We start from the raw sequence: 15911 nt of genomic DNA, 5'->3' as shown, positions 1-15911 counted from the left end.
GGTGAGGTCGGTGATCAGCCTCGAACGGCGGCGATGACATCCGCCACGGCGGCATCCGCGTCGATCTCACGGCTTTCGCCGGTGAAGCGATCGCGGATCTCGACCTTGCCGTCGGCCCACCCTCGACCGACGACGACGATCAGCGGAACCCCGATCAGCTCGGAGTCCTTGAACTTCACTCCCGGTGACGCTTTGCGATCGTCGAGGATGACCTCGAGGCCGGCGCGATCGAGCTGCGCCGCCAAACCTTCGGCACCTTCACGAGCGGTCTCGTCCTTGTTCGCGATGACGAGGTAGACGTCGGCCGGTGAAACCTCGGCCGGCCAGCGCAGACCCTTCTCGTCGTGGTGCTGCTGGGCGATGACGGCGACGAGGCGTGAGACACCGACGCCGTACGAACCCATGGTGGGGCGCACCGGCTTGCCGTTCTCCGCGAGGACGTCGACGTTGAAGACATCGGTGTACTTGCGGCCGAGTTGGAAGACGTGACCGATCTCGATGCCGCGAGCGGAGACGAGAACGCCGCCTCCGTCCGGTGAGGGGTCGCCGTCACGAACCTCGGCGGCTTCGATCGTTCCGTCGGGCGTGAAGTCGCGTCCGGCCACCAGGCCGACAACGTGCTTGCCGTCTTCGTCGGCACCGGTGATCCAGCTGGTGCCGCCGACGACGCGGGGGTCGACGAGGTAACGGATTCCGTTGGCCTGCACAGCCTTCGGCCCGATATAACCCTTGACCAGGAACGGGTTGTTCTTGAAGTCGGTCTCGGTGATCATGACGAACTCCGCAGGCTCGAGTGCGACTTCGAGCCGCTTCTCGTCGACCTCACGGTCACCGGGGATGCCGATGGCCAGCAGCTCCCATTCGCCACCGGGCACGCGCGTCTTGACCAGGATGTTCTTGAGGGTGTCCGCGGCGGTGACGGTGCGGCCGAGGTCGGCACCGTTGGCCCAGTCGACGAGGGCGTCGATCGTAGGGGTGTTCTCGGTGTCGTACACCGTCGCCTCCGGCAGACCCTCGATCGGGAGCGCGTCGGGGACGACGGTCGTGACGGCCTCGACGTTGGCGGCATATCCCGATTCGAGGCAACGGACGTAGGTGTCCTCACCGATGTCGCTCTCGGCGAGGAATTCCTCGGACGCGCTGCCACCCATCGCACCGGAGGTGGCCGAGACGATGACGTACTTGACGCCCAGTCGCGTGAAGATCTTCTCGTACGCGTCGCGGTGCGCCTGGTACGACGCGGACAGGCCCTCGTCGGTGAGATCGAAGGAGTACGAATCCTTCATGACGAACTCGCGGCCACGCAGGATGCCTGCGCGCGGACGCTCTTCGTCGCGGTACTTGGTCTGCACCTGGTACAGGGTGACCGGGAAGTCCTTGTACGAGTTGTACTCACCCTTGACCGTGAGGGCGAACAGTTCCTCGTGGGTGGGGCCGAGCATGTAGTCGTTGCCCTTGCGGTCCTTGAGTCGGAACAACCCGGCACCGTATTCGGTCCACCGGTTGGACGCCTCGTAGGGTTCACGCGGCAACAGCGCGGGCAGCAGGATTTCTTGTCCGCCAATGGCATTCATCTCTTCGCGGACGACGCGCTCCACCTCGCGCAGTACTCGCAGTCCCAGTGGTAGCCACGAGTACACACCTGGCGCGATGCGGCGCACGTATCCGGCTCGAACCAGCAGTTTGTGGCTGGCGACTTCGGCGTCCGACGGATCGTCACGCAGGGTACGCAGGAACAGGTGGGACAGGCGGGTAATCACGAGGGGTAAGGATAGTCGGCGACAACTCCCGAGTGGGCGTCGGTACGGTATCGGGGTGCTTGTATTGCTGCCTCCCTCCGAAACCAAGTCCGACGGCGGCAAGGACGCCGCTCTGGATTTGGCCGAGTTGTCGATGCCCCAGTTGGCGCCGACCCGCGAGATCCTGGTTCAGGCGTTGGTCGATCTGGCGTCCGACGTCGACGCCTCGTGTACCGCTCTCGGTCTGGGTCCGACGCAGGCGAGCGAGGTCGAGCGCAACGCGAAGCTGTGGGTCTCGGCCACTCGGCCGGCGATCGAGCGGTATACCGGCGTGCTGTTCGACGCACTGGAGACGAAGTCGTTCACAAAGGTGCAGAAGGCGAAGGCACTGCAGCGTCTCGCGGTCGGATCAGCTCTGTTCGGTGCGGTCCGGGCCGGGGACCTGATTCCCGCGTACCGGCTCTCGGGTGGATCGAAACTGCCGGGAATGGGGACGCTGCGATCGCTGTGGAAGCCGGAGTTGTCGAAGGCGTTGGTCGCCGAGGCCGACGGTCTGATCGTCGATCTGAGATCGGGCACCTACCAAGATCTGGGACCGATTCCGGATGCTCTGATCGCCACGGTGCTCACCGAGAAGCCGGACGGCAGCCGCACGGTGGTCAGTCACTTCAACAAGCATCACAAGGGGTTGCTCGCGCGAGCTCTGGTGATCTCGCGGGCCGAACCCACCGACATCACGGGGGTCGCGCGTGTGGCATCGAAGGCCGGACTTCGGGTGGAGATCGCCTCACCGAGGGAACTGATCATCCTCACCTGACCCCTACGAGATGCCCTGCGCCACCTTCTCCGCAACTTGCGCCTGGGCCACCTGAGCCGGGGTGAACTTGACGAAGAACGCCGAGAACGCGGCCAACAGCGCGAGAATCGCACACCCGAACAGCGCAAAGACGTATCCCTCGCTGAGGGCGTGCAATTGCTCCGGCGACATGTTGGCGGCCGCACCGCTCACCCCGCCGAGGGAGAGCGTTCGCGACGCGGCCATGGCCCCCACCACGGCCAGACCGACGGGCCCGAAGAGCACCTGTGCAACCTGTGCGATGGCGGTCAGCGGACCGATGTCCTTGGGTCCGACGCCGGCGATCGCGCACAGCGGCAGCGGTACGACGGCCAGTCCGACACCGAATCCGACACCGATCACCAGGACGAACAGATTCCCGAAGTAGGTCGCGTCCACTCCGAGTGTGGAGGCGTAGAGCAGACCGGCGAACGTCAACAGTGACCCGACGATCACCAGCCATCTGGCTTGGATACGGACGGCAAGTTTGGACGCCACGAACGCAGCCGCCCCGAGTCCGAAGGCAAACGGCACGAAGGCAAGGCCTGCATGCAGCGGGCTGTAGCCGAGGATGTCCTGAACGAACAGCGCCACGTACGGTGCCAGCGAGAACATCACCGCCCCGATCAACGCGAGCGAGATGAACGTGAACACGCGGTTCGAGTTCGTGAACAGACCGAACGGGAGAAGCGGATTCTCGGCCCGTCGTTCGACCGAGAGGAACAGGAGGAAGAGTGCGACGCCGCCGATCAGGGCGCCGAGCACTGCCGGGCTGGTCCAGCCCATCTCGGGTCCTTCGGTGAAACCGAAGACGATTCCCGTGCAGCCGAGTGTCGCCAGTATCGCGCCCGGTACGTCCAGGGCGAGTCGCTCGCTACCGGTTTCTCGGAGCGCGAAGATCGCGAGCGCGATGATCAGCAGACCGATGGGTACGTTGATGAGGAAGATCCAGCGCCACGAGACCTGGGTCAGTGCGCCGCCGATGATCAGTCCGGCTACCGATCCGATGCCGGTCATGGCCGCGAAGATCGCGATCGCCTGGTTCCGGACCGGGCCGGGTGCGAACGTCGTCGCCACCAACGCCAGAGCGGTCGGCGAGGCGACGGCGGCCCCGATTCCCTGTACCGATCGCGCTGCGATCAACATCGCCTCGTTGGTTGCGAGACCGCACGCCAACGACGCGAAGGTGAACAGGACGACGCCGCCGAGGAACATCTTCTTCCGACCGAAGGTATCTCCCAGTCGGCCGCCGAGCAGCATCAGGCCACCGAAGGTGAGCGCGTACGAGGTGATCACCCAGTTGCGGCCCGAATCACCGAGCTCGAGGTCCTCCTGGATTCGCGCCAGGGCCAGCGAGGCGACGGTGCCGTCGAGCACCATCATCAGTTGCATGCCGCTGAGGACGACGATGGCCAGGCCGAAGGCCCGAGTAGTCACTGGATATCGGACGGCAGCGGCTTCGGCGCTCGAGGAATCAGACACAGGAGTTCACGTTACCCAGCGTCCACGGAAAAGCCCGCGACCGCACCGATCACGATGATGGCCGGCGGCTTGACCTGCTCTTCTTTCACCCGCACGGCGACGGTCCCCAGATCGGCACGCACTTCGCGTTGCGTCCGTAGCGTTCCCTCCTGGATCACGGTGACCGGTGTGCTCGACGGCCGGCCGCCCTCGACGAGAGCTGCGGCGAACTTGTCGATGCGTTCGACGGCCATCAGCAGCACGATGGTGCCCCGAAGTTTGGCCAGTGCCGACCAGTCGACCAACGAGTCCGGATGGTCGGGCGCGAGGTGACCGCTGACGACGACGAATTCGTGTGTCACCCCGCGATGGGTCACCGGAATGCCGGCTGCGGACGGGACCGAGATCGCGCTCGTGATTCCGGGTACGACGGTCACCGGAACGCCGGCCGCCGCGCAGGCCTCGAGTTCCTCGTAGCCGCGCCCGAACACGTACGGGTCACCGCCCTTGAGTCGGACGACGAACTTGCCTGCCTTCGCGTTGTCGACGAGTGCGGCGTTGATGGCCTCCTGCGCCATGGCGCGGCCGTACGGGATCTTCGCGGCGTCGATCACCTCGACGTCGGGTCCGAGTTCGGCGAGCAGTTCGGGCGGGGCCAGGCGGTCGGCGACGACGACGTCGGCGCGGGCGAGCAACCGTCGTCCGCGCACGGTGATCAGATCGGGGTCTCCCGGTCCGCCGCCGACCAGGGCGACACCGGGTGCGGCGGGCTCGGCCGTGTCCGCGAGCACTCCGGACTGGAGGCCTTCGACGACGGCGGTACGCACGGCGGCTGATCGGCGGTGATCCCCACCTGCCAACACTCCGATACTCATGCCGTCGTATTCGGCGCTGGCCGGGGTGACTGCGGTGCCGCGCTTGGCGTTGTCGGCGCGCACACAGAAGATGTGACGGCTCTCGGCCTCGGCGACGATCGCCGCGTTCGTCTCCGGCTCGTCCGTCGACGCGATGGCGTACCAGGCACCGTCGAGGTCACCGGCAGCGTAGGGGCGTTCTTCCACGGTGATCTGACCGGCGGTGGCCATGCCCTCGACGGCCGGGGTGAATGCTCGACTGATCACGTGTACGCGGGCACCGGAGGCGACCAGCAATCCGAGTCGGCGTTGAGCAACCGTCCCACCGCCGAAGACGACGACGCGCCGATCGGTCAGGTTCAGTCCGACCAGGTAGTTGGTTTCGTCTGCGGTGGACTCGCTCACTCGCACTCCGTTTCGTCGTCAAAGATTTCTAGCGCTGGTGAAACTTTACGGGTCTCGGCTTTTCGGGCCACTGCCACGGTCACCGAGTTCCGTGATGTCTTGCCGACGAGCAGCGCTCCCCCACCGGAAGCCAGTATCGCGGCCGCCTCGGCGACGCTGGCGGTACCGACCTCGCCTGCTACACGAGCCGAGGGCGACGGAACCTGCACTGCGGCAAGAACATCCGGAGAGAAAGACACTACCGGGGCATCCAAGGCCAGTGCCGCCGCCCGCAGCATCGGAGAATCGGCTTTCACCGAGACGGTAGCCAAGGTGAGAACCCTTCCCAGCCGAACGGTGGCTGCTCGTACCGCGTCGACGATGTCAGGTGCGCGCGCTCCGGAGCTGAACCCGATGCCGACGCAGAGCTCAGCCGCGCGCGGCATCGACGAACTTGACGATCGAGGCGGGTTGTCCGACCGGATGCGTATGCAGATACGACGCGTGAACACCGCCGCGCACGAACCCCTCGCGGACACTACCGCCGTCCCACGGTCGCCAGCCCCATGCGGTGGTGGCGCCGTCGGCCTCGGACGAGAGCAGGGACGTGCGGTGGAATTCGTGTCCGGTGACGCGGGCGCCGGCGTCGAAGAGGCTGGATTCACCGAGAGCAACGGCGGTGCGGTAACCGAGCGTGAGCCGCTTTCCGAAGACGGCGTCGACGTCGATCACACCGGCCATGGCGTGTCCGTCGAGACTGCGGGCGAGGTAGAGGAGGCCGGCGCATTCGGCGTGAATCGGGGCGCCGCCGTCGGCCAGGTCACGAACCTGCTGCAGCAGAACAGTATTGGCGGCCAGATCGACTGCGTGTTCTTCCGGAAATCCGCCGGGCAGCACCAGTGCCGCAGTGCCGGTGGGAAGTTCGTCGCGTAGTGGGTCGAACACCCGCACATCTCCGCCCGCCGCTTCGAGCAGTTCTCGGTGTTCGGCGTACCCGAAGGTGAAGGCCGGTCCGCCTGCCATCGCGATCACCGGCCGCGACTCGGCATGCGCGCCCACCTCGGCAGCCGGATTCCAGGCCCCGTCGGTGACGTGTACCGCCGCCAGTGACCGAACAGCTCCCAGATCGACGTGCGTGGCAATCAGCTCGGACATCGCATCCACCGCCGCCACTGCTGCCCTCCCGTGCTCGGCGGCCGGAATCAATCCGAGGTGGCGCGACGGCACCTCCAGTTCCGCCAGTCGCGGCACGACCCCGAGGACCGGGACACCGACCTTGTCGCACGCATGCCGCAGCACCTGCTCGTGCCGGGCACTGCCGACCCGGTTGAGGATGACACCGCCGATCCGGACTCCGCTGTCGTAGGTGGAAAAACCGTGCAGCACGGCGGCCAGGCTCTGACTGTGACCGCGGGCGTCGATCACCAGCACCACCGGCGCCCCCAACATCGACGCGACCTGCGCGGTCGAGCCTTCCGCCGAGGGTTGCGAGTTGGCTTCGTCGATCTTGCCGTCGAAGAGCCCCATGACGCCCTCCACGACGGCGATGTCACAACCGATCGTGCCGTGCCCGTACAGCGGCGCGATACGCTCCGGCCCCACCAGAATCGTGTCGAGGTTGCGTCCTGGCCTACCTGCCGCCAGCCCGTGATAGCCGGGGTCGATGTAATCCGGCCCCACTTTGAACGGTGCGACGGTACTGCCGGTCTGCCGCAAAGCACCGATCAACCCCGTTGCCACCGTGGTTTTTCCGCTGCCGGATGCGGGCGCGGCGATCACGACGGCTGGGACGGACGAGCTCACCATTCGATGCCCCGTTGACCCTTCCGGCCGGCATCCATGGGGTGCTTGACCTTCGTCATCTCGGTGACCAGGTCGGCGGCGTCGATCAGCGCCTGCGGGGCGTCCCGCCCGGTGATGACGACGTGCTGATTGCCCGGTCGATCACGCAGGGTCTGCACCACCTCGTCGACGTCCACCCACCCCCATTTGAGGGGGTAGGTGAACTCGTCGAGGACGTAGAAGCGGTGTTCCTCGTCGGCCAGACGTCGGGCGATCTCCTTCCACCCCTCCGCCGCGGCGGCAGCGTGGTCTTCTTCGCTACCGGCCTTACGGGTCCAGGACCACCCCTCACCCATCTTGTGCCACTGCACCGGTCCGCCGGCGCCGGTCTCGTCGTGCAGTTGTCCGAGAGTGCGGAATGCGGCCTCTTCACCTACCTTCCACTTCGCGCTCTTGACGAACTGGAAGACACCGATGTCGAAGCCCTGATTCCAGGCTCGCAATGCCATGCCGAATGCGGCGGTGGACTTACCTTTTCCGGGGCCGGTATGGACGGCGAGTACCGGTGCGTTACGACGCTGACGCGTGGTCAGCCCGTCGTCGGGAACTGTGGCGGGAATACCCTTGGGCATGGAAATCTCCTGAAGCTGATGGTCAAGCAGCGGCGCGGACGACACCCGCGACCTGCTGCGCTGACAGTTCGGCGAGACGGACGTATCCGCCCGAGAGTTCGCGGGCAAGTTCGGCGGCCAACCCCAGCCGAACCAGGCCGGTTTCGCAGTCCACCACGATGGATGCGACGCGGGCGTCGGCCAGCAGATGCGCGGCGACGCGGGCGCGATGCAGAGCGTCCTTGCCGCCGGTGGCCCGACCGTCGGTGAGCGCGACGACGAGAGCGCGGCGTTGCGGATCACGAAGGCGCTCCCGCAGGACTACTTCGCGGGCACGCAGGAATCCTTCGGCCAGTGGCGATTTGCCGCCGGTCCGCATGGACTGCAGGCGGCGCACGGCGATGTCCACCGACGACGTCGGGGGCAGCACCAGCTCTGCATCGCGGCCACGCACGGTGATGACGGCAACTTTGTCGCGACGCTGGTAGGCGTCGCGCAGCAGGGACACCACCGCACCGGTGACGGCCGAGAGTCGATCACGGGCCGCCATCGAACCCGAGGCGTCGACGACGAAGACGATCAGATTCCCTTCGCGCCCTTCGCGAATCGCGCCGCGAAGATCCGCCGGCGCCAGCTGCAGCCTGCCACCGATTCGGCCACGAGAGATCTGGGATTCGGCGGCGGCGAACACCGTACTCGTCAGGTGCAGGCCGTGACCGCGCTCGCGAGTGGAGCGCACGACCCGGCCCCGAGTGGACATCGAGCGCGAGCGACGACCTGGTGCACCTTCACCGACGCCGGGAACCTCGAGTAGCTTGGCCTTGAACTCGCCGGCGGGCGGTGCCGAGGGTCGATCAGTGGCGCGCACTCCCCCACCTGGTCCGTCGGGGTCTTCAGGGCCGTCGTCGTCCGGGCCATTTCCGGGTCCGTCGTCCGGGCCGTTTTCAGGGCCGTCGCTGTCCGGGCCACGGTCGTCGGAGCCGTTCTGCTCGGGGCTCTCCTGTGGTTCGGGCTCTCCAGCCTTCGCGTCCTCGTCCGCTTTCGACATCGCTTCGTCGAGCTGGTCCTGATCCAGGCCGGGCTCGTCGAACGGGTCACGGCGGCGGCGGTGCGGCAGAGTCAATTCGGCGGCAACGCGAACGTCTTCCTCGGTGACTTCGGTATCGCCCCGCCACGCCGCGTGGGCAGTGGCGGTACGGGCCAACACGAGGTCGGCACGCATCCCGTCGACGTCGAACGACGCACAGAGCGAGGCGATCCGGCGCAGCTCGCGGTTACTGAGCTCGACCGAAGCCAATTTCCGACGAGCGGAAAGGATTTCGGCTGCCAGCTCTTGATCTGCCGGTTGGTAGCGAGCGGCGAATGCCTGCGGATCACGTTCGTAGTCGAGCCGGCGTCGCACCACTTCCATACGCACGTCCACCTCGCGCGATGCCGCGACATCGACGGCCAGCCCGAAGCGGTCGAGCAGCTGCGGGCGCAGTTCTCCCTCTTCCGGGTTCATCGTGCCCACCAACACGAACTTGGCGGGGTGCGAATGGGAGATGCCGTCGCGCTCGACGTGCACGCGGCCCATTGCCGCAGCGTCGAGAAGTACGTCGACCAGGTGATCGTGCAGGAGATTCACTTCGTCGACATACAGCACGCCCTGATGGGCAGCGGCCAGCAGTCCGGGCTGGAACGCGCGTTCGCCGTCACGAAGGACTTTCTCGAGGTCGATGGAGCCGATCACGCGGTCCTCGGTGGCGCCGACGGGCAGTTCGACCAAGCGAGCCGGACGGGCCACCCCGTCGTCGTCGACGGCAGGCAGGAGTGCCGTCAACGCCCGAACCACCGTCGACTTCGCGGTTCCCTTCTCCCCTCGCACGAGCACACCACCGATTCCGGGGTGCACCGCACACAAGATCAAAGCCAGCCTGAGCTGATCCTGACCGACCACTGCGCTGAACGGGAATCCCGCCACCTGACTTCGGTCGTCTTCAACTCGCACGTCGATATCCCTCCACCTCTCGGTTTCCTCGCCGAGACGTTGGCTGCAGTGAGAATGTCGCGGCAATCTGGCTGAGATGTCGTGCCGTCACAGCGCCGGGGCACTGGGCAGATGAGACATCTTTCACAGTGGCGGGACCGCGCCTGCTTCGAACAGGACTTCCCCGCGAACATTCGGTATGGAAAAACCCTAGTCGGCTCGGACTTCCGCGAGCCGACCAGGGTATTGAAATCAGTGCCGTCCGGCGATCGGTTCAGGAGGCCGCGGACACGAACGGCTCACCGCCGCCTCGACGCATCGGCGTGTGGGGAATGCCGTCCTCGACGAACTCCTCGCCGTCGGCCTTGAAGCCGTGCTTGGCGTACATCTCCACCAGGTACGTCTGGGCGTTGATCCGGCAGGGGGCTTCCCCCACTTCCGCGAGCGCTGCCTGCAACAACCGGGTGGTGTGGCCCAGTCCACGAGCGGGACGCGAGGTGCACAACCGACCGATTCGGAAGCTCTTCGTCCCATTGTCGTGTTCCTCGAGCAGACGCAGGGTGCACACCACCTGACCGTCCTGTTCGAGCCACAGATGCCGAGTTTCCGCCAGCAGATCCCGCCCGTCCAACTCCGGATACGGGCAGGCCTGCTCGACGACGAACACCTCGACCCGAAGCTTCAGCAGTTCGTACAACGTCTTGTTGTCGAGGTCGAGTGCCCAGGAACGCTTGAGTGCCGCTGTTGCCGTCATGGAGTGGACTATCACACAGTCACGGCGGTGTCCGCGACCGGAGCAGAGTGCGACGCTCCGACCGAATCGAGCTCGAGTACCTTCGAGGACCAGTCCCACACCTGGTTGAACAGGCCCTCGTTGTCGGTGAGTTTCACGCCGATGGACGGAACCATTTCGCGAAGCTTGCCCTTCCAGCCTTGGAATTGCGTCGGGAAGCAGCGCTCGAGAACGTCGAGCATCGCAGGCACGGCGGTGGAGGCACCGGGCGAAGCACCGAGCAGACCGGCGATGGTTCCGTCCTCGGCGGCTACCACCGCGGTCCCGAATTCGAGAACACCACCTTTGCCCTTGGCCCGGCGGATCACCTGAACCCGCTGACCGGCCGTGATGAGCTCCCAGTCCTTGGCTTGTGCCTTGGGCGCGAATTCACGCAGATCCACGATGCGGCCTGCCTCGTTCTTGGCGAGTTCGCTGACCAGGTACTTGACCAGACCCAACTCGCTGACGCCGACACCGAGCATGGACAGGATGTTGTTCGGTTTGACCGAGCCGGGCAGATCGGTGACCCGACCTTCCTTGAGGAACTTGGGGGACCACCCCGCGTACGGCCCGAACAGCAGGCCGGGCTTGTTACCGATGACGCGCGTGTCGAGGTGCGGAACCGACATGGGCGGCGCACCGACCGCGGCCTTGCCGTAGACCTTCGCGCTGTGCTGGGCGATGAGGTCCGGATTGGTGCAACGCAGGAACGCGCCGCTGACCGGGAATCCGCCGAAGCCCTTGGCTTCCTTGATGCCCGACTTCTGCAGCAGGTGCAGCGCGCCACCACCGGCACCGACGAACACGAACCGCGATCGCACGGTGCGCTTCTCGCCGGTGCGACGATTGGTGACCTTGACGGTCCACGACTTGTCCGAATTCTGAGTGAGGTTGGTGACCTCGTGACCGAAGTAGGCCTTGCCCCCGGTCTTTCCGACATAGCCGACGAGCTGCTTGGTCAGCGCTCCGAAATCGACGTCGGTGCCGTCCTGGGTCCAGTTCAAGGCGATGGGATCGGAGAAGTCCCGGCCCTTGGCCATGAGCGGCAGGCGCTTGGAGAATTCGTCCGGATCGTCGATGTACTCCATGCCGCGGAAGAGCGGATGCTTGGCGAGAGCGTCGTATCGAGCACGCAGGTACTTCGCGTTGGCTTCGCCGTGCACGAAGCTCACGTGCGCGACGGGATTGATGAACTCCTTGGGCGTGGTCAAGATCCCCTGCTCGACCGCATGTGCCCAGAACTGGCGAGATACCTGGAATTGCTCGTTGACGTTGACGGCCTTCTTGACGTCGACCGTGCCGTCCGCGTTCTCGGGCGTGTAGTTCAACTCGCACAGCGCCGAGTGTCCCGTGCCTGCGTTGTTCCACGGATCGCTGCTCTCGGCCGCAACCGCATCGAGGCGCTCGAAGGTCGAGATCGACCAATCGGGCTGCAACTGGCGCAGCAATGCGCCCAGCGTGGCACTCATGATGCCTGCGCCCACGAGCACTACATCCGTCTTCGTCTCTACCGCGTTCTGATTCGACACTGGAGAATCGACTTCCTTGTCATTAGCCGTGCGCGCATCCGCCTGCTGTGTTACGCCGAACAGATTACCCGTGTGTACATACCGCGTTCACCACCCCCAATTGTGCTCCACAACCCCGCACCCGAAGCGGCGATTAGATTGTGATCTGTGACTACTTGGGTTCCAGACGTCCTCGGTGACGGATACCAGCAACTGACGATTCCACTCGGGACGGATCCGGACGGCGAAGGCGAGGTGCGTGCCACCCTGGTCAGACACCGACCCGGGTCCGCCGAATCGGCAACGCCCACTCGCGCGGTGCTCTACGTCCACGGATTCACGGACTACTTCTTCCAGACGCACCTGGCCGAGCATTTCACGGAGCGGGGCTACGCGTTCTACGCGCTCGATCTGCGCAAGTGCGGGCGGTCCCTGACTCCGGGCCAGACCGCGCACTACGTCTCCGACCTGGCGCTCTACGACGCCGAACTCAACGAGGCCCTTCGTCTCGTCCGCGACGACATCGGCGGGGGCGAGGTCCTGCTCAACGCGCACTCCACCGGTGGACTGGTGGTGCCGTTGTGGCTCGATCGGCTGCACCGCCGACCGGGCGGGATCTCCTCACTGGGCGTGTGCGGTGTCGTCCTCAACAGTCCGTGGTTCGATCTGCAGGGCCCGTCGGTCATTCGCAACGTGGGCACGACGGCGATCGACACACTCGGCCGAGTAGCCCCCAAGACGATCATTCCGGGCACCGGCCTGTCCACCTACGGTGACAGTCTCCACGAGTCGCAGCACGGATCGTGGACGTACAACCTGGAATGGAAGCCATTGCGAGGCTGCCCCATCACGTTCGGCTGGATGCGCGCTGTTCGCACCGGCCACGCTCGGCTTCACCGAGGGCTGAACATCGGTGTGCCCGCACTGATTCTGCGATCGGCTCGGTCGACGACCGCGAAATCATATGTACCGCGGGTCGATGTGGCCGACGCAGTGCTCGACGTGCGACAGATTGCGCGCTGGGCCGGCTGCCTCGGCGACCGCACCACCATCGTCCCCATCGAGGGCGCCAGGCACGACGTCTTCTTGTCCACGGAATCACCACTGGCCGAAGCATTTTCCGAACTCGACGCCTGGCTCGACTGGCTCGACGGCAGTCGTCGCGGTCATACGCGAGGCGCCACCACCGCACAAACACCTCAGGAGAAGTGAAAGTGACACATTTCGATCTCGCGATCATCGGTTCCGGTTCCGGAAACTCGCTGCCGGACGAGCGCTTCGACGGCAAGAAGATCGCGATCCTCGAAGAGGGGACGTTCGGCGGGACATGCCTGAACGTGGGATGCATTCCCACCAAGATGTTCGTCTACGCGGCCGAGGTCGCACGCTCGGTGACCACCGCGAAGAAGTATGGCATCGACGCCACTCTCGACGGCGTGCGCTGGTCGGACGTCGTCGACCGAGTCTTCGGGCGCATCGATCCCATCTCGGCGGGCGGCGAGAAGTACCGCAGCGAGGGCAGCCCGAACACCACCGTCTACCGAGGTCATGCGACGTTCACAGCACCGAAGACCATCGACACCGGTACCGGTGAGACGATCACGGCGGATCAGGTGGTGATCGCGGCTGGTTCACGGCCGATCATCCCCGAGGAGGTCACGGCGAGCGGTGTGAAGTTCTACACCAATCAGGACGTCATGCGCCTGCCCGATCTCCCCCGGCATCTGGTGATCGTCGGTTCCGGTTTCATCGCCACCGAGTTCGCGCACGTGTTCTCCGCACTGGGCACCACCGTCTCTGTCATCGGACGCAGTGACACGCTCCTGCGTCACCTCGACGACGAGATCTCGAGCCGATTCACCGAACTCGCCGCGCAGAAGTGGGACGTCCATCTCGGCTCACCGCTGAAATCTGTGCGCCAGGACGGCGACGACATCGCAGTCGAACTGGCAAACGGCACAGTCGTTTCCGGTGACGTGCTGCTGGTGGCAGCTGGTCGCCGACCCAACGGCGATCTTCTCGATCTCGAGAAGGCAGGCATCGAGCTCGACGCGAACGGTTCGATCGTCGTCGACGAGTTCCAGCGCACCACCGCAGAAGGCGTGTACGCACTCGGCGACGTCTCGTCGCCGTATCAGCTCAAACACGTCGCCAATCACGAAGCGCGAGTGGTGCAACACAACCTGCTCCAGGACGCCTGGAGGGACGAAGCCGGCCTCCGTGCGACCGATCACCGGTTCGTACCGGCCGCGGTGTTCACCGAGCCGCAGATCGCCGAAGTCGGACTGACCGAGAAGCAGGCGCGCGAGAGCGGCCTGGACGTGACGGTCAAGGTCCAGGCATACGGCGACGTCGCATACGGATGGGCGATGGAGGACAGTGAAGGGCTGTGCAAGGTGATCGCCGAACGCGGCACCGGACGCATCCTCGGTGCGCATGTGATGGGCGCGCAGGCATCGACGGTCATCCAGCCGCTGATCCAGGCGATGAGCTTCGGACTGTCCGCCCAGGACATGGCCCGTGGGCAGTACTGGATCCACCCCGCACTCGCCGAGGTGGTCGAAAACGCGCTACTCGGTCTCGACATCTGAGTCGCGGCGACGCACGCGGGCGACGAGTTCACCGCGTGCGTCGTTCGACTCCGGTGTCACCAGGGGCTGGTGCGCAGGACGATTTCAGTGGCGAGTTCGGCCGGGGCGTCCACGACGACGTCGTTCGCACCCGGTATTTCCGTGACGCGGAAATCGGAGTACACGAACCGACCGCTCGCATCGGCGAGAGCCCGTCCGGCACTGCCGACCACGATCGTCGTCGGAACTTCGACGGCGGGCACCCCGTCCACTCCGTCGACGGACGGGTGTCCACGGTCGACGGAGATCAGACTCGCGAAACGCCCGAATTGGCGAGCGGCGAGCAACCACGCCAGGTCGGCACCTGCGCCGCGACCGACCAGATTCACCCAGGCGATGTTCAACTCGTTCAGCAGGACCACGGCGGTCCTCTCGTCGAGATTTTCGATCGACTCCACCGCAACGGTGCGCAAATCCGAATTGTGCAACCGCTCACATACGTCGTCGTACAGGTCGACCGGATCGTTGTCGCCTGGAAGCAGTAGTACCGCATGCTTGCTCACCGGCCCGTCGATACGAACGGTGCACGACCCACTGCCCACCGCCACTCGCGTCAGTTCCATGGGAAGAAACCGTACGCGATGCGTCGGCAGACTTTCCGACGAGCATTCCCGAACCACCCGATACCGGCCGTCACATTCACCGCCTGGCGCGCCGTACGCGCACGCCTCGTCGGGGCGGACCCACTCGAGATTGTCGTCGTCTAACGAGTCCTGACAGGCCAATCCTCTTTCTCGACTGCGACTTCCAGCCCGCTCGCCACTGACAACCCGCCGGCGCAGCGTCTTTGGCGGCCCGCGTGTACCTGCTGTCGGGCGCAGAACCGCGGGCGAGCAAACGTGGCGCCCCCACAGACGGTAATCAGATGTTAATGTTGCCCCCGGTCGTAGGTCGACATCTGCGGCCTGTCAACAATTGCCGCTCGAAAATCGAAGCGCGGCAATCACCTTCGTAAGGAGAAGCACATGGGATCGATCGCGGATCTTCTCACCCAGAGCCAGGCACTTTCCTCACTGAAGCACCTCCTCGGCGTCCTCTTCGACACCGCCGGAAGCATCTTCCGCAGCTGAGAATCACCGGGGACCGATGTCCCGGCGTTTTACTCAGTCACACTTTCCGCACTCCTTCGGGAGTGACCATCTCGTAGGTCGCTGCTGTGGCCGTTTCACCTCTTGGAGGCTTCAATGGGTTCCATCACCCCCCTCGTTCTGCTCCCCTTCGGTAGCGTCGACATCATCCTCTCCGGCCTGATCGACTCGGTCACCAACACCGTCAACAGCTTGGTGCTCGCGTTCACCTCCGCAAGCTGATCCGATTCCATTCGGAAACACCGCAGGTGGTCGGCATTCACGTATGCCGACCA

14 protein-coding genes are annotated in these 15911 nt (G+C 65.3%); 4 read left to right on the top strand and 10 right to left on the bottom strand.

Features of this window, described 5'->3' with window-relative positions:
• Positions 1-14: 14 nt before the first annotated feature.
• On the bottom strand, positions 15-1760 hold the full coding sequence (locus ABH922_RS07795) for a proline--tRNA ligase (RefSeq protein ID WP_424806369.1): 1746 nt from the start codon (positions 1758-1760) through the stop codon (positions 15-17).
• Between the two features lie 55 nt (positions 1761-1815).
• On the opposite strand from ABH922_RS07795, the gene yaaA reads away from it, so the two are divergent.
• The gene (gene yaaA, locus ABH922_RS07790; RefSeq protein ID WP_424806368.1) at positions 1816-2556 is read left to right on the top strand and encodes a peroxide stress protein YaaA; all 741 of its coding nucleotides are present in this window, start codon (positions 1816-1818) and stop codon (positions 2554-2556) included.
• Between the two features lie 3 nt (positions 2557-2559).
• Here yaaA and ABH922_RS07785 read toward each other — a convergent pair whose 3' ends face one another.
• The 8 genes from ABH922_RS07785 to mqo all read right to left on the bottom strand — a co-directional run bounded on the left by ABH922_RS07785 (position 2560) and on the right by mqo (position 11939).
• Positions 2560-4056, bottom strand: coding sequence for an MFS transporter (locus tag ABH922_RS07785; protein ID WP_424806367.1), 1497 nt, complete (start codon positions 4054-4056; stop codon positions 2560-2562).
• An 11-nt stretch (positions 4057-4067) separates the two neighbouring features.
• A complete protein-coding gene (gene cobA, locus ABH922_RS07780) occupies positions 4068-5294 on the bottom strand; it encodes a uroporphyrinogen-III C-methyltransferase (RefSeq protein WP_424806366.1) in 1227 nt (408 codons plus the stop codon).
• Positions 5291-5719 (bottom strand): cobalamin biosynthesis protein, encoded by a 429-nt coding sequence (locus ABH922_RS07775; protein ID WP_424806365.1) that lies wholly within the window; start codon positions 5717-5719, stop codon positions 5291-5293. The genes cobA and ABH922_RS07775 overlap by 4 nt, the downstream gene beginning before the upstream one ends.
• Complete coding sequence (locus ABH922_RS07770) at positions 5703-7079, bottom strand: cobyrinate a,c-diamide synthase (RefSeq protein ID WP_424806364.1); 1377 nt, start codon at positions 7077-7079, stop codon at positions 5703-5705. The genes ABH922_RS07775 and ABH922_RS07770 overlap by 17 nt, the downstream gene beginning before the upstream one ends.
• The gene (gene cobO, locus ABH922_RS07765; RefSeq protein WP_424806363.1) at positions 7073-7687 is read right to left on the bottom strand and encodes a cob(I)yrinic acid a,c-diamide adenosyltransferase; all 615 of its coding nucleotides are present in this window, start codon (positions 7685-7687) and stop codon (positions 7073-7075) included. The genes ABH922_RS07770 and cobO overlap by 7 nt, the downstream gene beginning before the upstream one ends.
• Before the next feature lie 22 nt (positions 7688-7709).
• Entirely contained in the window at positions 7710-9656 is a 1947-nt protein-coding gene (locus ABH922_RS07760) for a magnesium chelatase subunit D family protein (RefSeq protein ID WP_424806362.1), read from the bottom strand.
• Positions 9657-9909: 253 nt separating this feature from the next.
• Complete coding sequence (locus ABH922_RS07755; RefSeq protein WP_424806361.1) at positions 9910-10389, bottom strand: GNAT family N-acetyltransferase; 480 nt, start codon at positions 10387-10389, stop codon at positions 9910-9912.
• A gap of 11 nt (positions 10390-10400) precedes the next feature.
• Positions 10401-11939 carry a malate dehydrogenase (quinone) gene (gene mqo / locus ABH922_RS07750; RefSeq protein WP_424806360.1) on the bottom strand — a complete coding sequence of 513 codons (1539 nt, stop codon included), beginning with the start codon at positions 11937-11939 and terminating at the stop codon, positions 10401-10403.
• A gap of 147 nt (positions 11940-12086) precedes the next feature.
• On the opposite strand from mqo, the gene ABH922_RS07745 reads away from it, so the two are divergent.
• Both ABH922_RS07745 and mtr read left to right on the top strand, forming a co-directional pair.
• Positions 12087-13130: an alpha/beta hydrolase gene (locus tag ABH922_RS07745; protein ID WP_424806359.1), complete on the top strand. Its 1044-nt coding sequence runs from the start codon at positions 12087-12089 to the stop codon at positions 13128-13130.
• A 2-nt stretch (positions 13131-13132) separates the two neighbouring features.
• On the top strand, positions 13133-14509 hold the full coding sequence (gene mtr / locus ABH922_RS07740; RefSeq protein ID WP_424806358.1) for a mycothione reductase: 1377 nt from the start codon (positions 13133-13135) through the stop codon (positions 14507-14509).
• Positions 14510-14565: 56 nt separating this feature from the next.
• On the opposite strand, the gene ABH922_RS07735 is transcribed toward mtr, so the two are convergent.
• Positions 14566-15111 carry an alpha/beta fold hydrolase gene (locus tag ABH922_RS07735; RefSeq protein ID WP_424806357.1) on the bottom strand — a complete coding sequence of 182 codons (546 nt, stop codon included), beginning with the start codon at positions 15109-15111 and terminating at the stop codon, positions 14566-14568.
• A 621-nt stretch (positions 15112-15732) separates the two neighbouring features.
• Between ABH922_RS07735 and ABH922_RS07730 the strand changes: the two genes are divergently transcribed.
• Entirely contained in the window at positions 15733-15858 is a 126-nt protein-coding gene (locus ABH922_RS07730) for a hypothetical protein (protein WP_424806356.1), read from the top strand.
• The last annotated feature ends 53 nt before the right edge of the window (positions 15859-15911 follow it).

It is taken from the genome of Rhodococcus sp. 27YEA15, assembly GCF_049739425.1.
Classification (GTDB): Bacteria; Actinomycetota; Actinomycetes; order Mycobacteriales; family Mycobacteriaceae; genus Rhodococcus_F.
Note: the sequence above shows the minus strand (reverse complement) of the source record. Positions and strands in the feature narration are given on the sequence as shown.

What these genes read in the sequence shown, in the direction of transcription:
- ABH922_RS07775 (WP_424806365.1), bottom strand. Translation starts at nt 5,719, where the DNA reads ATGCCGCGCGCGGCTGAGCTCTGCGTCGGCATCGGGTTCAGCTCCGGA.
- ABH922_RS07770 (WP_424806364.1), bottom strand. Translation starts at nt 7,079, where the DNA reads ATGGTGAGCTCGTCCGTCCCAGCCGTCGTGATCGCCGCGCCCGCATCC.
- cobO (WP_424806363.1), bottom strand. Translation starts at nt 7,687, where the DNA reads ATGCCCAAGGGTATTCCCGCCACAGTTCCCGACGACGGGCTGACCACG.
- ABH922_RS07755 (WP_424806361.1), bottom strand. Translation starts at nt 10,389, where the DNA reads ATGACGGCAACAGCGGCACTCAAGCGTTCCTGGGCACTCGACCTCGAC.
- ABH922_RS07735 (WP_424806357.1), bottom strand. Translation starts at nt 15,111, where the DNA reads ATGGAACTGACGCGAGTGGCGGTGGGCAGTGGGTCGTGCACCGTTCGT.
- ABH922_RS07730 (WP_424806356.1), top strand. Translation starts at nt 15,733, where the DNA reads ATGGGTTCCATCACCCCCCTCGTTCTGCTCCCCTTCGGTAGCGTCGAC.